14 protein-coding genes are annotated in these 16,576 nt (G+C 69.5%); 4 read left to right on the top strand and 10 right to left on the bottom strand.

Annotated elements, in window-relative coordinates; genetic code table 11:
- The 9 genes from fdh to C1I99_RS00245 all read right to left on the bottom strand — a co-directional run bounded on the left by fdh (position 1) and on the right by C1I99_RS00245 (position 10,109).
- Positions 1-3,264 carry a formate dehydrogenase gene (fdh, locus tag C1I99_RS00290; protein WP_267897450.1) on the bottom strand — a complete coding sequence of 1,088 codons (3,264 nt, stop codon included), beginning with the start codon at positions 3,262-3,264 and terminating at the stop codon, positions 1-3.
- A gap of 151 nt (positions 3,265-3,415) precedes the next feature.
- Complete coding sequence (locus C1I99_RS00280) at positions 3,416-4,555, bottom strand: glutathione-independent formaldehyde dehydrogenase (protein ID WP_111132126.1); 1,140 nt, start codon at positions 4,553-4,555, stop codon at positions 3,416-3,418.
- Between the two features lie 118 nt (positions 4,556-4,673).
- Entirely contained in the window at positions 4,674-5,849 is a 1,176-nt protein-coding gene (gene pqqE / locus C1I99_RS00275; RefSeq protein WP_111132125.1) for a pyrroloquinoline quinone biosynthesis protein PqqE, read from the bottom strand.
- The gene (gene pqqD / locus C1I99_RS00270) at positions 5,842-6,111 is read right to left on the bottom strand and encodes a pyrroloquinoline quinone biosynthesis peptide chaperone PqqD (protein WP_199561843.1); all 270 of its coding nucleotides are present in this window, start codon (positions 6,109-6,111) and stop codon (positions 5,842-5,844) included. The genes pqqE and pqqD overlap by 8 nt, the downstream gene beginning before the upstream one ends.
- A 28-nt stretch (positions 6,112-6,139) precedes the next feature.
- Positions 6,140-6,832, bottom strand: coding sequence for a pyrroloquinoline-quinone synthase PqqC (gene pqqC, locus C1I99_RS00265; protein WP_111132166.1), 693 nt, complete (start codon positions 6,830-6,832; stop codon positions 6,140-6,142).
- An 8-nt stretch (positions 6,833-6,840) separates the two neighbouring features.
- Positions 6,841-7,734, bottom strand: a complete 894-nt coding sequence (pqqB, locus tag C1I99_RS00260; RefSeq protein ID WP_111132123.1) for a pyrroloquinoline quinone biosynthesis protein PqqB — start codon at positions 7,732-7,734, stop codon at positions 6,841-6,843.
- Between the two features lie 80 nt (positions 7,735-7,814).
- A complete protein-coding gene (gene pqqA, locus C1I99_RS00255) occupies positions 7,815-7,925 on the bottom strand; it encodes a pyrroloquinoline quinone precursor peptide PqqA (RefSeq protein ID WP_111132165.1) in 111 nt (36 codons plus the stop codon).
- A 26-nt stretch (positions 7,926-7,951) separates the two neighbouring features.
- On the bottom strand, positions 7,952-9,634 hold the full coding sequence (locus C1I99_RS00250; protein ID WP_111132122.1) for a PQQ-dependent dehydrogenase, methanol/ethanol family: 1,683 nt from the start codon (positions 9,632-9,634) through the stop codon (positions 7,952-7,954).
- Between the two features lie 13 nt (positions 9,635-9,647).
- On the bottom strand, positions 9,648-10,109 hold the full coding sequence (locus C1I99_RS00245; RefSeq protein ID WP_111132121.1) for an MSMEG_3727 family PQQ-associated protein: 462 nt from the start codon (positions 10,107-10,109) through the stop codon (positions 9,648-9,650).
- A gap of 410 nt (positions 10,110-10,519) precedes the next feature.
- Here C1I99_RS00245 and C1I99_RS00240 point away from each other — a divergent pair, with 410 nt between their 5' ends.
- The gene (locus C1I99_RS00240) at positions 10,520-10,954 is read left to right on the top strand and encodes a GlcG/HbpS family heme-binding protein (protein WP_233512222.1); all 435 of its coding nucleotides are present in this window, start codon (positions 10,520-10,522) and stop codon (positions 10,952-10,954) included.
- 164 nt (positions 10,955-11,118) lie between these two features.
- Here C1I99_RS00240 and C1I99_RS00235 read toward each other — a convergent pair whose 3' ends face one another.
- Positions 11,119-11,655: a manganese efflux pump MntP gene (locus tag C1I99_RS00235; protein ID WP_111132119.1), complete on the bottom strand. Its 537-nt coding sequence runs from the start codon at positions 11,653-11,655 to the stop codon at positions 11,119-11,121.
- A gap of 327 nt (positions 11,656-11,982) precedes the next feature.
- On the opposite strand from C1I99_RS00235, the gene C1I99_RS00230 reads away from it, so the two are divergent.
- Genes C1I99_RS00230 through C1I99_RS00220 form a run of 3 tightly spaced genes read left to right on the top strand, consistent with a single transcriptional unit; the run spans position 11,983 to position 16,556 of the window.
- Positions 11,983-12,702, top strand: a complete 720-nt coding sequence (locus tag C1I99_RS00230) for a sugar phosphate isomerase/epimerase family protein (RefSeq protein WP_199561841.1) — start codon at positions 11,983-11,985, stop codon at positions 12,700-12,702.
- Positions 12,692-14,602, top strand: coding sequence for a heparinase II/III family protein (locus tag C1I99_RS00225; protein WP_199561840.1), 1,911 nt, complete (start codon positions 12,692-12,694; stop codon positions 14,600-14,602). Before C1I99_RS00230 ends, C1I99_RS00225 begins: the two co-directional genes overlap by 11 nt.
- Positions 14,589-16,556: a DUF2264 domain-containing protein gene (locus C1I99_RS00220; RefSeq protein WP_111132117.1), complete on the top strand. Its 1,968-nt coding sequence runs from the start codon at positions 14,589-14,591 to the stop codon at positions 16,554-16,556. Before C1I99_RS00225 ends, C1I99_RS00220 begins: the two co-directional genes overlap by 14 nt.
- Positions 16,557-16,576: the final 20 nt, after the last annotated feature.

Raw genomic sequence — 16,576 nt, 5'->3', positions numbered from 1 at the left:
TCAGGCCTCCCGGTTGGTGCTGCCGTCGGTGGTGACAATGGGCGGGTACGGGCCGTCGGTGATCCCGGCCCGCCGCCGGTAGTCGGCGAGGAAGTCGAGCAGCGCCGGGCCGGTGGGCCGGCGCCCGGGCCGTATGTCGCAGGTGCCGACCTTGCTTTCCTGGATCAGGACATGCGGGTCGAGAACGGCGCCGAACAGGTCGTTGACCGACTCGCCCCGCACCAACCCCGTGCCGCCGTAGTGATACGGCAGCCACACCTGGTGGATGACCCGTCCCTCGACCCGCAGCGGGCTGAGCCGGTCGGTCACCAGCACCCGCGCCTCGATCACGGCACGCGCCGTGACGACGTGTGCCCAGCCCAGGTGGGTGAGCCCCAATTGCACCGCCAGTTCGGGCGAAACCTCGACGAACATCTCCGGTTGCAGTTCCGCCAGGTATCGCACCGTCCGGCTCATACCGCCCGCGGTGTGGTGCTCGGTCAGCCGGGCAGTGGTGAAGACGTACGGAAAGACCTGGCTGTGCGGTCCCGGCGGGCTGGGGTTGATCGGGTTGTCGGGCCGTTGGTAGGTCTTCCGGGCGGGGCTGGCCTGCTGGTCGTAGAGCGGGTTGCGGACGGGCGACTCAGCGGGCTCGTAGTGGGTCGGCAGTGGTCCGTCGAGCACGCCGGTCGGCGCGAACAGCCAGCCCTTCCCGTCGCCCTGCATGATGAACGGGTCGTCGCCGGCCAGCGCCGCCACCCCGGTGGCCCCGTCCGGCGGCCGGTACGACGGCGGCTTGGTCTTCTCGAAGTCGGGCACGTCGTGGCCGGTCCACTCGCCCGACTCCTCGTCCCACCACACGTACCGTTTGCGTTCGCTCCACGGCCGTCCCTGAGGATCGGCGGAGGCCCGGTTGTAGAGCAGCCGCCGGTTCGCCGGCCAGGCCCAGCCCCACTCCGGCGCCACCCAGCTCTGCTCCCGCCCCGGCTTACGGCGGGCCGCCTGGTTGACACCGTCGGCGAACACACCACAGTAGATCCAGCAGCCGCCGGCCGTGGCGCCGTCGGCGGTCATCTCGGTGAACGATGACAGCGGCCGGCCGGTGGCCACCTCGTATCCGTTGATCTCCCGCAGCACCGCCTCGGCGCACGGCTCGTCGTGCGGCCCTGAGGTGGGGTAGTCCCAGGTGAGGTCGAGCACCGCCTGATCGCGCGGGCTCGGGGACGCGGCCAGCTTCTGCCGGATGATGCGGCCGAGGTGGTAGAAGAACCACAGCTCGGAGCGGCAGTCACCGGGTGGCTCGACGGCCTTTTCCCGCCACTGCACCAGCCGCTGGGTCTGGGTGAAGGTGCCCTCCTTCTCCACGTGGGAGGCGGCCGGCAGGAAGAAGACCTCGGTTCGGCACCGGTCCGGTGCGAGCTCGCCGGTCTCCACCTCCGGGCCGTCCTTCCAGAACGTGGCGCTTTCGATCATGAACAGGTCGCGGACGACCAGCCAGTCGAGGTTGGCCAGGCCCCGCCGCTGGGCGCGCCCGTGCGCGGACCCGACCGCCGGGTTCTGCCCGACCAGGAAGTAGCCCTTGACCTTCCCGTCGATCATGTCGAACACCGTCTGGTAGTGGCCGTGGTCGCCGGTCATCCGGGGCAGGTACCCGTAGCAGAAGTCGTTCTCCGGGGTGGCCGCGTCCCCCCAGTACGCCTTGAGCAGGTTCACCGCGTACGAACGGGCGTTGCCCCAGAACCCCTTCTGGCCGGGACGCCGGATGCTGTCCACCCACTCGTCGAACGTCGGATGCGACGCGTGGTGCGGCTTCGGCAGGTAGCCCGGCAGCAGGTCGAACAGCGTCGGGATGTCAGTGGAACCCTGGATGCTGGCGTGCCCGCGCAGGGCGAGCACTCCGCCGCCCGGTCGGCCGACGTTGCCCAGCAACAGCTGGATGATCGCCCCGGTCCGGATGTACTGCACGCCGACCGTGTGCTGGGTCCAGCCCACCGAGTAGACCAGCATGGTCGTCCGGTCCCGTCCGGAGTTCTCCGTCCAGGCTCGGGCCACCTCCTCGAACTTCTCGCGAGCGATCCCGCAGACCCGCTCGACCATCTCCGGTGTGTAGCGGGCGTAGTGCCGCTTGAGGATCTGGTAGACGCATCGCGGGTGCTGCAGCGTCTCGTCCCGCCGCGCTTGGCCGGAGATCGGCGGGCCGTGTGACTCGTACCCCAACCCGGCGGCGGTTTCCCGTTCGGTGACCGTGTCGCGCCGCCCGGCTTCCTCCTGCCCCTGGTACTGCCAGCTTTGCTGGTCGTAGCTGGTCTTCTCCGCGTCGTACCCGGAGAAGAGGCCGTCCAGTTCCTCGGTGTCCCGGAAATCCTCGCTGACGATGGTCGCCGCGTTGGTGTAGGCGATCACGTACTCCCGGAAGTCCAGTTCGTTCCGCAGGATGTAGTTCACAATGCCACCGAGGAACGCGATGTCCGTTCCGGCCCGGATGGGCACGTGTGCGCTGGCCAACGCGCTGGTCCTGGTGAATCGCGGATCGACGTGGAAGATCTTGGCGCCCCGTGCCTTCGCCTCCATCGCCCACTGGAATCCGACCGGGTGAGCCTCGGCCATGTTGGAGCCCTGGATGATGACGCAGTCACTGTTGACCAGATCCTGCTGGAAGGCCGTCGCGCCGCCGCGACCGAAGCTGATCCCCAGACCGGGGACGGTGGCGGAGTGTCAAATCCGTGCCTGGTTCTCGATCTGCAGCGCCCCCATCGCGGTGAACAGCTTCTTGATGAGGTAGTTCTCCTCGTTGTCCAGCGTGGCACCGCCGAGGCTGGCGATGCCAAGGGTGCGCCGCAGCGGGTGCCCCTCGTTGTCGACGTCCTCCCAGGTCTCCGCCCGGGCGGCGATGACCCGGTCGGCGATCATGTCCATCGCCGTATCGAGGTCGAGGTCTTCCCATTCGGTGCCGTACGGCCGCCGGTAGCGGACCTTCTGCTGGCGCAGCTCACTGGTGACCAGGTTCTTGCTGGCCGCCCCCTTCGGGCAGAGCCGGCCCCGGGAGATCGGGCTGTCCGGGTCCCCCTCGATCTGGCTGACCTTCCCGTCGCTGACGTAGACCCGCTGGCCGCAGCCGACGCCGCAGTACGGGCAGACCGACCGGACCATCGAGTCGGCGGTCTCGGTGCGGGCAACGAGCTCCGCCGAACGGCTGGACTTCGCCGCCGGCCCCCGCCCGAGCGGATCGTTGCCGATGATCTGGCGGTAGACCGGCCAGCCCTCGATCCAGGTACGCACCCCCACCGCCGCACCTCTCCGTCAATTCGGGCAATCTCTGCTTCAATTAGGATCTGCGGCTTCTCGTGGACGAGCAGCTGGCAACACCCCACTCGTCGACCTCGCCCCGCACCGGCGCCTGTGGTTACGACCCGCCCCCGGCGGTCCCGCCGGCCGGTCAGGCGGCTACCGGTTTCAGCACCACCTTTGAGTAGCCCGGCTCCCGCCGGTCGAAGTGCGCGTACGCCTCCGCCGCCTGCCCGAGCGGCATCTCCTTGCTGACCACGAAACTCGGCTTTGCCCGACCGGCCACGATGAGGTCACGGAGATAGCTGTTGTACGCCTTGACGTTCGCCTGCCCGGACCCCATCCGGAGGCCCTTCTCGAAGAACTTGCCGACCTTGAAGAGCAGTTCCCCGCTGCGAGAGTGCACGTCGATCCCGCCGGGGTCTTGGGACAGGTAGAGCCCGACCACGCCGATCATGCCGGTGGACCGGACCACCTCCACGAGGCTGTTGAGCACTGCCGCCGGCTGCTCCTCACCCGCCGGGTTGACCGCCTGGTAGCCGACCGCGTCGACGCCCTTGTCGGTGCCGACGCCGTGGGTCTGCTCCTTGATCTGCTCGACCGGGTCGGCCTTGGTGTAGTCGATAGGGATCGCTCCGATGGACTCGGCGAGCCGCAACCGGTCGGGGACCTTGTCGACCACGAAGACCTTCGCGGCACTCATCAGCATGGCCGAGTGCGCGGCCATCAGGCCGACCGGCCCGCCACCCATGATGGTGATGGTTTCCCCCGGGCGCAATTCGGTCATGGCGACGCCGTGGTAGCCGGTGGGAAAAATGTCGGCCAGCATCGCGAAGTCGTTCTCGTGCCCGTCGCCCTGTGGCAGCTGGAGGCAATTGAAGTCGGCGAACGGCACCCGGAGGTATTCAGCCTGTCCGCCACGGTAGGGGCCCATCGCGACGTAGCCGTAGGCGCCTCCGGCAGAGCCGGGATTGACGGTGAGGCAGAAGCCGGTCTTTCCTTCGCGGCAGTTGCGGCAGAACCCGCAGGCGACGTTGAACGGAATCGACACCCGGTCGCCCTTTCTGACGCTCACCACGCCGGAGCCGACCTCGATCACGACGCCCATGTTCTCGTGGCCGAACACGATGCCCGGTTCGACCAACGTGCGCCCCTCGTACATGTGCAGGTCGGAACCGCAGATCGCGCTCGACGTGACCTTGATGATCACGTCGGTCGGCGACTCGATGCGCGGATCGTCGACGTCCTGCACGGCGATGTCGCGCGGCCCCTGGTACACCACTGCCCTCATGCCTACGAAGATAGGATGGCGGGGCGTTGGACGCGGGCGCATTGGGCAGATGCCGCCAATCCGTGGAGTCGGCGGATCGTGCACCGTGATGGACGAAAATCGCCGTCGACGGTCGGGGCTATCGCGTTTGACCACGTGGTGACAGATCAACGACCGGTGGGGTTGCACGGTCAGGGTTGCCGCTGTCGCAGTCAGGGATCTGGTCCTGCCCGCCGGAGCGGGTCGTGCCCCCCTCAGCCGGGTACGTCCGGGGCCGTGTCTCCCTGTTGGCGGCCTGCACCGCTTCGGCAACGATCCCGTGGTCGGGCGAAAGGTGGCAGACCGGGTCGGTGCGAGCGGCGTCACCGGTGAGTTGGAACGCCTGGCAGCGGCACCCGCCGAAGTCGATCTCGCGGCGCGCGCAGCTCTGGCAGGGGTCAACCATCCAGTGGGTTCCGCGAAAACGCTGGAACAGCGGCGATTGCGTCCAGATCCACGCGAGGGTGTCCGTGCGTACGCTCGCGTGGGGAAGCGGCAACGCCTGCGCAGCCGGGCATGGGAGGACGTCGCCGTTTGGCGCCACGGTGAGCTGCCGCTGTCCCCATCCCCCCATGCACGGCTTGGGGTACTGGCCGTAGTAGTCGGGCCGGACGTAGATGATCTCCATCCGCCCCTTCAGGCGCTCTCGCGCGGCCCGGGCCACCGCTTCCGCCCGGTCGAGCTGTGACCTGCTGGGCAGCAGCGCATCCCGATTACGCCACGCCCAGCCGTAGTACTGGGTGTTGGCCAACTCGAGGCGTTCGGCCCGCAGCTCCTCTGCCAGCCGGAGGATGCCGGCGACACTGTCGATGTTGTGCCGGTGCAGGACGACATTCAGCGTCAGCGGCCAGCCCAGCTCCTTGACCAGACGTGCCACCTCGAGCTTGCGCTGGAAGGACGGAGTGCCGGCGATCCGGTCGGACGCGGCCGGCAGGTCGGCCTGGATGCTGATCTGTACGTGGTCGAGGCCGGCCGCTCGGAGCTGTTCGGCACGCCGGCGGGAGAGGCCGAGCGCGCTCGTGATGAGGTTCGTGTACAGCCCCAGCTCGGTGGCACACCGCACGATCTCTACGATGTCCCGGCGCTGCAGCGGCTCACCGCCCGACAGGTGAAGCTGCAGAACGCCCAATTCCCGAGCCTCGGCCAGCACCCGTCGCCACTCCGCCGTGGTCAGTTCGTCTCGATAGTCGGCAAGGTTGAGCGGGTTCGAGCAGTACGCGCAGTGCAGCGGGCAGCGGTAGGTGAGTTCGGCCAGCAATCCGAACGGCCTAGTCATCGCTGAGCTCCACGCACCGCCGGTCGACAAGCCGGGCGAGGAAGCGCCGCACCTCGTCGTCGACCACGCGGTCGTACCGGCCGCGCAGCTCCGCCACGATCGCAGCCACCGTCCGTTGGCCGTCACACAGACCGAGAATGGCCGCGCCCGTGACGTTCAGGACCGAGACCGACTCCGGCGCCAGCAGCACGTGTCGCCCGCGTACCTGATCGAACATCAGGTCCACGTGCCGGGAAAGCTTGGGGCGGCTGGACGATCGCACCGCAGCGCTCGTCGCCGTCTCGGATCGGTCAGTCGGCATAGGCCCGATCGATTGCGTCCAGGATGTTCCAGAGAACATCGCACTTGAAGGACAGCGCCGCCACGGCGCGTTCCTGCTCGTCGGGTGACCGGCAATGGCCGAGCACCACTTCCAGGGCGTGTTCGCTGTCCTGGGGAGCCTGTGTCAGGCGGGCCCGGAAGTACGCGAGGCCCTCCGGGTCGGTCCAGGGGTAACAGCGCTCGAACGCGGCGAGGCGCTCGGCCATCAGATCCGGCGCAAACAGCTCGGTCAACGAGGATGCCACCGCCTCGACCCACGGCCGGGTCCGGGCGAACGTGACGTACGAGTCGACGGCGAACCGGACCCCGGGCACGAGGTGGCGCCCGTCGATCATTTCCTCCCGGGTCAGTCCCACCGCCTCGCCCAGGCGCAGCCACGCCTCGATGCCACCCTCTCCACTCGTCGTGCCGTCGTGGTCGAGGATGCGTCGGATCCAACGTCGGCGTACGTCGCGATCGGGGCAGTTGGCGAGGATGGCGGCGTCCTTGCGGGGGATGTTCTCTTGGTAGTAGAAGCGGTTGGCCACCCAACCCTGGATCTGCAGACGACTCAGGTGCCCGGCGTTCATCCTGATGTGGAAGGGATGCTGGTGGTGGTAGCGCTGCGACTGGGCGCGCAGCGCTGCGACGAAGCTGTCGGTGTCGGTGTCGGTTAACGTCATCATCGCCCCTAGACCCGTACTTCCAGCCCGTCGGTGGCCACTTCCATGCCACGCTCCTCAACGATGCGCCGCTCGGGCGCGTCTTCCAGCAGGATCGGATTGGTGTTGTTGATATGAATGTAGATCTTGCGCTCGATCTGAAGCGGTGACAGCTGTTGGAGGCTGCCGTCGGGACCGTCGATCGGCAGGTGCCCCATCTCGCGCGCCGATTTCTCGGCCAGGCCGAGCCGGACAAGCTCGTCGTCGGCCCAGCAGGTCCCGTCGACGAGCAGGCATGCGCAGCCATCCAGCTGTGCGCGCACCGCCGGCGTGAGCTCCTGCACGCCCGGCAGGTAGACGGCGGTCCGGCCGCTGTGCTCGTCGGTCAGTCGGTATCCAACGACCCGTCCCTGCACCCTGCCAGGACCGAAGCGGGTTCGCTTGTTTGTGGGGACGTCGAAGGCCCGGTAGGACAACCCGGTTCCCAGGGATACGTCGGCCCCCGGTACGACTTCTCGCCAGGTGACCGGGCAGTAGGATTCGAGCGTCCGGAGTAAGGCTGTCCCGGTGTACAGGGTCTCCCGCACCGCGGCGGTGGTGTGCAGCTCGAGGCCCCGCCCCTCACGCAGAAGCAACAAGCCGAGCGTGTGGTCGAGCTCGGCGTCGGTGAGCAGCGCCGCCTGCAGCGGTGTCGTTCTCCCGTGGTGCGGGTGCAGCGCGGGGAAGGACTCGATCTGGACCCGGATGTCGGGGGATGCGTTGAGCAGAACCCATCGTTGGTAGTCCACGCTGACCGCGATCGACGACTGCGTGCGGGGTCGGCACGGCCGGGAGCCGTCGCGTACCGCACGGCAGGTTGGGCAGCCGCAGTTCCATTGCGGAAATCCTCCCCCCGCCGCTGAGCCCAGCACACGGACCCACATCCTCGTCCCCTCGGTCCGAACCCGCGCCCGATAACCGGACGGGTGCCCGAACCCAGTCGGGCGCCCGTCCTGTTCAACAGCTACTCCTCCCACCGGTCGACGTACATCGTCACCTCGGGCCCGCACCCGAATTCCTCGAACTCGGGAGCCTCCCACTCGAGAAGATCAGGCGGGACTACAACGGATTCCACGGCAAACACCTCCTCTCGGGTAAGGGTCAGTCTGCCGGCAGCGCGAAAGCGAAGAGGGCGCCGCCGTGGTGGCCGCCTATCATTCCGGCCGCGAACCCTTCGACCCAGCTACCCCACCCGGTCGGCACCGCGATGTACTGCCTTCCGTCGACGCTGTAGGTCGTCGGGCTGCTGTGGTGGCCACTTCCCGTCTGGAACTGCCACAACAGCTCTCCGGTGGTGGCGTGGAACGCGTTGAACTCCCCGGTCGGTTCGCCGGCGAACACCAGGTCACCGCCCGTGGCGAGCACCGACGCGCTCATCGGCTGCTCGGCGCGCCACCGCCACACCTCCTCGCCCGTGGACGCAGCAAATGCCTTCACGAATCCCTGGGTGTCCTCGATGTCCACCGTGACGCTCGCTCCCCAGTACGGAATTCCCTCCTTGAACTCCCGGTGCCGCCGGGTGACCTCCGCACCGGCATCTTGCACCGGGACATAGAACATCTGCGTCCTAGGGCTGTAGGCCGCGTGCGTCCATTCCTTGGCCCCGCCCGGCCCTGGCCAGAAGTGGACCGGTTCCCCCTCATTCTTCGGGTAGACCTTGGGCGTCACGTTACCGCTGGTGTCGATCTCACCCCAGTTGATCCGCTCGGCGAACGGAGTCACCCGGACCAGCTGGCCATTCGTGCGATCCAGCACGAAGAAATACCCGTTCTTGTTGAAGTGCGCCAGCAGTCTGCGGCCGTCCAGTTCGAAGAGAATGTTCTCCATGTTGCTGTCGTAATCCCACAGGTCGTGCGGGGTGTACTGGTAGTGCCAACGGATCTCGCCGTTGTCCGGATTCACGGCGATGACGCAGTCGGTGAAGAGGTTGTCACCCTCCCGGACGCTGCCGTCGAAGTCGGGTGCCGGATTGCCGGTCCCCCAGTACAGGAGGTTCAGCTCCGGGTCGTAGGTGCCGGTCACCCAGCAGTTGCCGCCACCCCGCGCCCAGGCCGGGCCGTCCGGCCAGGTCTCCGACCCCGGCTCGCCGGGCTTCGGCACGGTGTAGGTGCGCCAGACGTGCCGACCGGTTTCCACGTCAAAGGCATCGAGGTGGCCGCGCACACCGAATTCCCCGCCGGAGCTGCCGACAATGACCAAGTCCTTGACAACCAGAGGGGCAACCGTGGCGCTCTCACCAGCCCGCACATCACCGTACGTCTTGTCCCAGACACACCGGCCGCTGACCGCGTCGAGCGCGAGCACATGGGCGTTCAGGGTGACGACGAAGACCTTTCCCTTGGCCACCGCGACCCCGCGATTGACGTTGCCGCAGCACAGCGGCGTATCGAAGGGGATCGCATGCTGGTACTGCCATAGTTGCTGCCCGGTGCGGGCATCCAGGGCGCAGACCCAGCCATCCCAACCCGAGACGTACATGACTCCGTCCACGACGATCGGAGCGGCCTCGAATGCGTACGTCGACGGGCCCGCATGTAGTCCGGTCGAGCCGATCTGGAACACCCATGCCGGGGCGAGGCGCTTGACGTTCGCCGTGTTGATCTGGTCCAGCGGGCTGTACCGCTGCCCGTCATAGGCGCCGTAGTAGGTCAGCCAGTTCTGCGGCTCCGACCGAGCCGCAAGAATGCGTTCGTACGTGACGTCTCGGGCCACCGGTGGCGCGTTCCCGACCACGGCGCTCAGAGATCCGAAGTCGACGGCTGGCCCTGCGTTCAGGTATTCCATCAGCTGCTCATTTCTACGGTCGCGGCTGCGCCGGTCGGTCCAGGCGGGCCTCGTGGGGAGCATCACCCAGTACCACGATGACCCCTTCCAGGCCCCGACCTTCATCGTTGCCAATAGGTGAGCTGAACCAGTAGTAGCCCGGGCCGTCGAGGTTGAGGGTGGCCGTTCCCCGGGAATTGATCGGCAACCATAGCCACTGTCTGTCCCCATTGCTCGGGAAAAGCGCGGCGTGAGTGTTCTGGTCATCGTTGGTGACCTCGAGTTCGAGGTCACCGCCATGGGGCATGACGACAACCGAGGGATCCCAGGTCATTTCATCGAGCGGGATCCGTACTTTGGCGCGCATCCGTCCGTCAGGCCCCTCCTCGGCGTACTTGAGGCCGCCGTGGGCGATCAGTCGACCGATCGTCGCCCGGTTTTGCCTGTCCAGCCCGATCTCGCTCAGCGCGGCGGATACCTCATCCACAGTCAGCATCGAATCCGCCTCCTCAACCCGAGTTCTCACTTCACATCCGTGAGCAGCGTCGCCGCCGCGACGTGGTCGGCGCCCGACGAACCCGAGCAGGCACAGTCCCCACGTCACCAACCTGGTCAGGTGCACCAGCACCCGCCACAACCGGCATGCGGGTCGGCAGTGCCCGGACCACTCGACACTCGACGCCTCCTCGCGTCGCCTCCACCGTCCCACCGCAGCTGGGCTTTCGCCCCAGAATCCGGATAACACTGAAGAGCGCTTGGCGGCAGGGGATAATCGACCGGATCGAGGCTCGATCTGCCGCAGCTGGAGCAGGATCCGAAAATTGGGCGAGGTCGGGTGCCGAGCGGCGGCCGAGGTGCCGGCACGAACCACGAGAAGCTGGGAAACGTCCAGAAGGGAACACTCAGGTGACAAAAATCGCGGTGAGTGCAGATGTGACGATGGAGCAGGCGAAGGCCGTCGTGGAGGCGAGCGTGCGGAAGGCACGTGAGCTGAACCTGCTGATGAATGTCGCCGTGGTCGATGCGGGCGGCAATCTGAAGTTCTTCACGCGAATGGACGATGCCTGGCTCGGCAGCATCGACATAGCGATCAAGAAGGCGCGCACCGCGCGGCTTTTCGACATGCCGAGCGGGGACCTCGGCCGCTTGGCCCAGCCCGGCCAGCCGCTGTATCACATCGAGTTCTCCAACGACGGCTTGATCACCTTCCCGGGTGGGATCCCGTTGCAGGACGGCACCGGCCACGTGGTGGGTGCCGTAGGCGTAAGCGGCAGCACGGTCGACAACGATCAGGTGGTGGCGGAGGCAGGCGCGTCGGCATTCAACGCGGCGGCACCATGATGAATCCCTGGGATGCCCGTCACACCGGGCGCCCAGAGTGGGTCGTCCCATTCGCCGGGCTGCGGCCGGCCCAGGTCCGCAAGCTGGTCCGCCTGTTCTCGCCGCGCGGCGGGACGCCGTCACTGGCCCTCCCGTCGGCGCGGGACGGCGGCCGACGACCGCCCTCACATGTCGACCACGGCCAGCACGACGGCCATGATGACGGTTGCCGAACCCCCCAGGAGATCGGAGCGGATGCGAATGAGGCGGGAGGCTATCCGCCCGAGCCGCAACCCGATGAACGCCATCAGGGCCGTAATGGCGCCGAAGACCGAAGCCGCGAGCCAGGGCGAGAAGCCGAGCAGGCCCAGGCTCGCGCCGGCCATGACATTGTCCAAGCTCAACGGCAGAGGCAGGCCAAAGATCATCCAGGAATGCTTCAGCTCCTCCGGCTGGGCGCTTCGCAACGCCCGAACGAGGAGGAACAGACCGTACATACCTAGCAAGATCGGTCCCAGGTAGCCGGCGATCAGCTCGATGGCCTGACTGACGTGACGTCCAGCCAGTACGCCCACCATGGGTGCTACACCATCGCAGAACCCAAACATCAAGGCCACCAGCGCCGCATGGCCCCGCCCGAGCCTCAGCGTGCCGAGCGCGATTGATGTCCGGAAGTTGTCCAAGCTGAGGATGAACCCGAGGATAAGAAGGTTGGCGAGCACGCGGCCTCCTCATGGTCAGCGGCCAGTTGGATCTCCCGTAGACGGCCAGAGGTTTCTCCCCATCGGCGGCGAGATGAATCCGAACCGCGCCGGATTTCGGGACGATGTCCCGGTCATGCCGTGCCGCAGTGGTGGTCCGGTCACCCGTGAGCTGCGCCGGCTCCGCCGCGGTGATCGCTGCGGCGTCTTGCCCCCGACCACGGTCTGACCTAGGCTCGGAAAGCGCTTACCCACCCCGTCTGCCGAAGGGCGAGCGTGCCGCCGACCGATCACTCCCTCTCCCCCGGCCTCTGTTCCGTCACACTCCGACACCTGTCCGCGCCTGCGGTGCTGGACGTCGTGGCCGCCGCCGGACTGTCCTGCGTCGAGTGGGGCGCCGACGTGCACGTGCCCCCGGGCGACCGGGCCACCGCGACGCTGGTGCGGGCCCGGTGCCTCGACCGGGGCGTGCGGGTCGCGTCCTACGGCTCCTACTTCCGGGCCGGGCCGCAGGGCCCCGAGGACTTTCCCGACGTACTGGCCAGCGCCGTCGCTCTCGGCGCCCCACGGATCCGCATCTGGGCCGGCACGGTCGGCTCCACGGCGGCCACCGCGGAGCAGCGCCGGGCCGTGGTCCGCGCGACACGCGAGGCGGCCCGGCAGGCCGCCGACGTCGGGATCGAGCTCGGTCTCGAGTACCACTCGGGCACGCTGACGGACACCGCCGCGTCGACCCTGGCCCTGCTCGACGACGTCGGGCATCCCGGCGTCCGCACGTACTGGCAGCCGCCCGTGGGGATGACGGACGAGGAGACGCTCGACGACCTCCGACAGGTGCTCCCCCTGGTCGACACGGTGCACGTGTTCTCCTGGTGGCCCCGGCAGGAGCGCCTGCCGCTGGACGCCCGCGGCCGGCTCTGGCGCGGTGTGTTCGCGCTGCTGCGCGGCACCGGACGACACCACGACGCTCTGCTGGAGTTCGTGGTCGACGACGACGAAGCCCGCGTTGCCGTCGAGGCGGCGGCACTGACCCGGCTTCTCGCGAACGAGCACCTCCTTGGCGGTTGACCAGGGGCCGCTCGCGCGGCGGTGGGACGCCCTCGACGTCGACCGACGCACGGCCGCCCTCGCCCGGGCCCGGGAGGCGTTCCGCCTGCCCCCAGCGGGTGACCGGCGGGCGTGGTCGCACGTGGACGACGTCACGGCCCGCGCGATCCTCGACATGGCCGACGCCGACCGGTGTACCCTGTGGCCACGCCTGCGGCTGTCGGACTACGCGCGCTACTGGCGGGACGGCAACCGCACCGCTTACGAGCAGCCCGCCGGCGAGCTGCGCCGACGCACGTCTGCGGCGGTGCTGGCGGCGGCGCTCGACGGGCAGCCGTACCTCGACGAGGCGGCGGATGGTCTGCTGACGCTCTGCGAGCAGACCACCTGGTGCTGGGCGGCGCACGAGCGGTTCGCCGCGACGCGCGGTCAGGTGGTGCCGGACCCCGACCAGCCGTTCCTCGACCTCGGCGCCGCCGAGACCGTCGCCGTGCTGGCCTGGGCCGACCTGGTCCTGGCCCCTGGTCTGGACGCGCGGGTACCCGGGCTGCGGGAGCGCATGCGCCGGGAAGCCAGGCGTCGGGTCGTCGCACCGTTCCTGGGCAGCCGGGAGTGGCACTGGCTGGGCCTCGACGGGCACCTGCACAACTGGAACCCGTGGATTCATAATCACCTCCTCGCGACCGCGTTGTTCCTCGTCGACGACGCGTCCGACCGGGCCCGGGTGGTCGATCTCGTCGTCGACGGCCTCGACCGCTACCTCGCCTCGCTGCCCGGCGACGGCGGGTGCGACGAGGGCTACGCCTACTGGTGGAACGGGCCGGCGCGCCTCGCCGAGGCCCTCGACCTGCTCGACCGGGCCACCGGCGGCCTGATGGCCCCGTGGCGCTGGGGGGCCATGCCGGAGTTGGCCCGGTACCCGCACCGGATGGCGCTCGGCGGCGGCTGGTACGTCAACGTCGGTGACGGCCCCGCCCGCCCCAGCGCCGACCAGGCATGGCACGTGCTGCACCGGTGGGGCCGGGCCACGGGTGACCGGCAGGCCGTCGCCCACGCGGCCAGCCACCGCACGCCGGAAACCCCGGCGGTGACGGTGGGCCCCGGGCTGGGTCGGGCCGTGGTCGGACTCACCGACCCGCAGTGGGCCGCGCAGCCGCCGACCGCACCGCCGCTGCCCGCGTCGTCCTGGCTGCCCGAGGTCGAGTTGCTGGTCAGCCGCGAGCGCGGCGGTTCCGCGCACGGACTGTGCGTGGCGGTCAAGGGGGGGCACAACGACGAGAACCACAACCACAACGACGTCGGCTCCTACCTCGTCGCGCTCGACGGCGCGCCGGTGCTCGTCGACCTCGGGCAGCCGACCTACACGGCCATCTCTTTCACCGCCCGCCGTTACGAGCAGTGGGTCACCCGGAGCCAGTGGCACAACCTGCCCGTGGTCAACGGGTGGGAGCAGTCCGCGGGTGCCGGGTTCCGGGCGAGGGCGATGGTGGTGGACCTCGCCCCCGACGGCGACTCGGCCCGGATCGACCTCGCCGGCGCCTACGCCCCCGACGCCGGCTGCCGGTCGTGGCAACGGCAGGTACGGCTGGACCGCCGTACGGCGACGGTCGTCGTGACCGACGACTGGTGCATCGACGCTCCGGCCGACGTCCGGCTGCACCACGTCGTCGCCGGTGAGCCGCTCGCCCACCGGGCCGGGCACCTGGCGGTCCGCGCGCTCTCCGGAGGCGTCCTCGTCCTGTCGTGGGATCCGCAGGCCGGTGCCGGCCGGCTCGAACGCCACGCCGTCGACGACCCGCTGCTGCGGGACGTGTGGGGGGAGGCCGTGCACCGGCTGATCGTCGCGCCACCGAACGTGACCACCGGATCGTTCACCCTGACCGCCTCGGCCACCTCCGGAGGGCAGCATGACCGCCGATGACCGGCTCCTCTCCCCCTTCACCGGCTACACCCGGGCCCACTGGGCGGAGTCGGCGGACCGGATGCTGCTCGCCCTGCGGCCGTTCGCGTCGGCCGACCACGCGCGCATCGACCTGCCGGGGCGCGCCAGCGCCTACGGCCGGGACAGCGACTCGCTGGAGGCGTTCGCCCGCTCGTTCCTGCTGGCGGCGATCCGCCTGCGCGGCGAGTCGGGCGCGGACCCGCACGGACTGACCCAGTGGTACGCCGCCGGACTGCGCGCCGGCACCGATCCCTCGTCGCCGACCGCCTGGCCCCGGCCGGACCGGCTCGACCAGGCCAAGGTCGAGGCCTGCTCGATCGCCCTGGGCCTGCATTTGAGCCGGCCATGGCTGTGGGAGTCGCTGGACTCCGGTGACCGCGAGCGCATCGTGGCGTGGCTCGGCACCGTGGTCGGGCAGGAGTACCCCCCGATCAACTGGGTGTGGTTCCAGATCGTCGTCGAGACGTTCCTGCGGTCGGTGGGTGGCCCGTGGTCGCCGGAGGACGTGGACCGGGGGTTGCGGGTCCACGAATCGCTGTACCGTGCGGACGGCTGGTACTCCGACGGGCCCGAGCGGGCCTACGACCACTACGGGGGGTGGGCGCTGCACGTCTACCCGCTGCTCTGGGCGGAGATGGCCGGCGAGCTCTGCCCGGACGGGCTCCGCCGGGCCTGGCGGGACCGGCTCACCCGGTTCCTCGACGATGCCGTGTCCCTGGTCGGCGCGGACGGCTCTCCGCTGCTGCAGGGCCGGAGCCTCAGCTACCGGTTCGCCGCCGCCGCACCGTTCTGGATGGGGGCGATGACGGGCGCGAGTGACCTGGCACCCGGGGTGCTCCGGCGCGCCTGCAGCGGCATCCTGGGTCATTTTCGGACCAACGGGGCTCCGGACGCGCGTGGGCTGCTGACGCTCGGCTGGCACCGCGAGTGGCCGGAGATGGCGCAGTCGTACTCCGGCCCCGGCTCGCCGTACTGGGCGGCCAAGGGGATGCTGGGTCTGGCCCTGCCGCCCGGCCATCCGGTGTGGACGGACGTCGAGGGGCCGCTGCCCGTCGAACGGACGGACGTCCACGCCACGCTGTCGGTGCCCGGTTGGCTGGTCAGCGGCACCCGCCGCGACGGTCTGGTGCGGATCGTCAATCACGGCACCGACCATTCGGTGCCGCACGACGAGCGTGCGGACTCGCCGCTGTACGCCCGGCTGGGCTACTCGACGGCCACCCTCCCGCCGCTGGTCGGGACGACGGTCGGCCACCCGTCGGACAACTCGGTCGCGGTGGTGGACGGGGCCGGTCGGCGCACTCATCGCAACGGGTTCGAGACGCTGGGCTGTGAGCTGGTGGACGGCGTCGGCCGGGCCGTCTCCCGGGCGCGAGCGCACTGGGTCACCACGGAGGACGACCACGGCCCGGACCACGGCTCGGGCCGCCGGGGGACGGTTCGCCACGGGCCGACGGTGACCATGGGGTCGCTCCTTCGGGGTGCGGTGGAGGTACGGGCGGCCAGGGTCGACTCTGCGGTCGGGCTCGACGGCGCGAGCAGGCTCGAGTTCAGCGGTTGGCCGGTGGCCGACGAGGTGTTGCCCGCCGTCGGCACGGCCGCCGACCCCCCACGCGCCGAGGTGACCGGTGGCCGGCTGGTGTCCTGCGTGGTGGGTCTGGCCGGGCTCGACGCCGCCGAGGTACGCCGGGAGCGGCACACCTCCCCGCTGGGCGAGCACGTGGCGGTACCGCTGCTGCAGACGGCGCAGACGCCCCGGGTGGGCAGGGTGTACGTCGCCGCCGTCGTCCTGGCCGGCGCGGACGCCGGAGAGACCGCGCTCCCCACCGTGACGGTGCGGCCGGACGGACCGACGGACACGGTCACTGTCCGATGGCCGGACGGCTCGACGTCGGTCCTGCGCCTGCCGGCGCCCGCCCCGGCGGCGGCGTGAGACGGCGCGGCCGCCGGTGC

This window comes from Micromonospora deserti (genome assembly GCF_003236335.1).
In the GTDB taxonomy this organism is placed as follows: Bacteria; Actinomycetota; Actinomycetes; order Mycobacteriales; family Micromonosporaceae; genus Micromonospora; species Micromonospora deserti.
The sequence above is the reverse complement of the archived record's forward strand: the minus strand, read 5'-3'. Positions and strand labels throughout refer to the sequence as shown.

Coding starts and splice junctions, on each gene's coding strand:
- pqqB (WP_111132123.1), bottom strand. CDS start 7,734: ATGTGGGTCCGTGTGCTGGGCTCAGCGGCGGGGGGAGGATTTCCGCAA.
- pqqE (WP_111132125.1), bottom strand. CDS start 5,849: ATGACTAGGCCGTTCGGATTGCTGGCCGAACTCACCTACCGCTGCCCG.
- C1I99_RS00250 (WP_111132122.1), bottom strand. CDS start 9,634: ATGGAATACCTGAACGCAGGGCCAGCCGTCGACTTCGGATCTCTGAGC.
- pqqC (WP_111132166.1), bottom strand. CDS start 6,832: ATGACGTTAACCGACACCGACACCGACAGCTTCGTCGCAGCGCTGCGC.
- C1I99_RS00280 (WP_111132126.1), bottom strand. CDS start 4,555: ATGAGGGCAGTGGTGTACCAGGGGCCGCGCGACATCGCCGTGCAGGAC.
- C1I99_RS00220 (WP_111132117.1), top strand. CDS start 14,589: ATGACCGCCGATGACCGGCTCCTCTCCCCCTTCACCGGCTACACCCGG.
- C1I99_RS00245 (WP_111132121.1), bottom strand. CDS start 10,109: ATGCTGACTGTGGATGAGGTATCCGCCGCGCTGAGCGAGATCGGGCTG.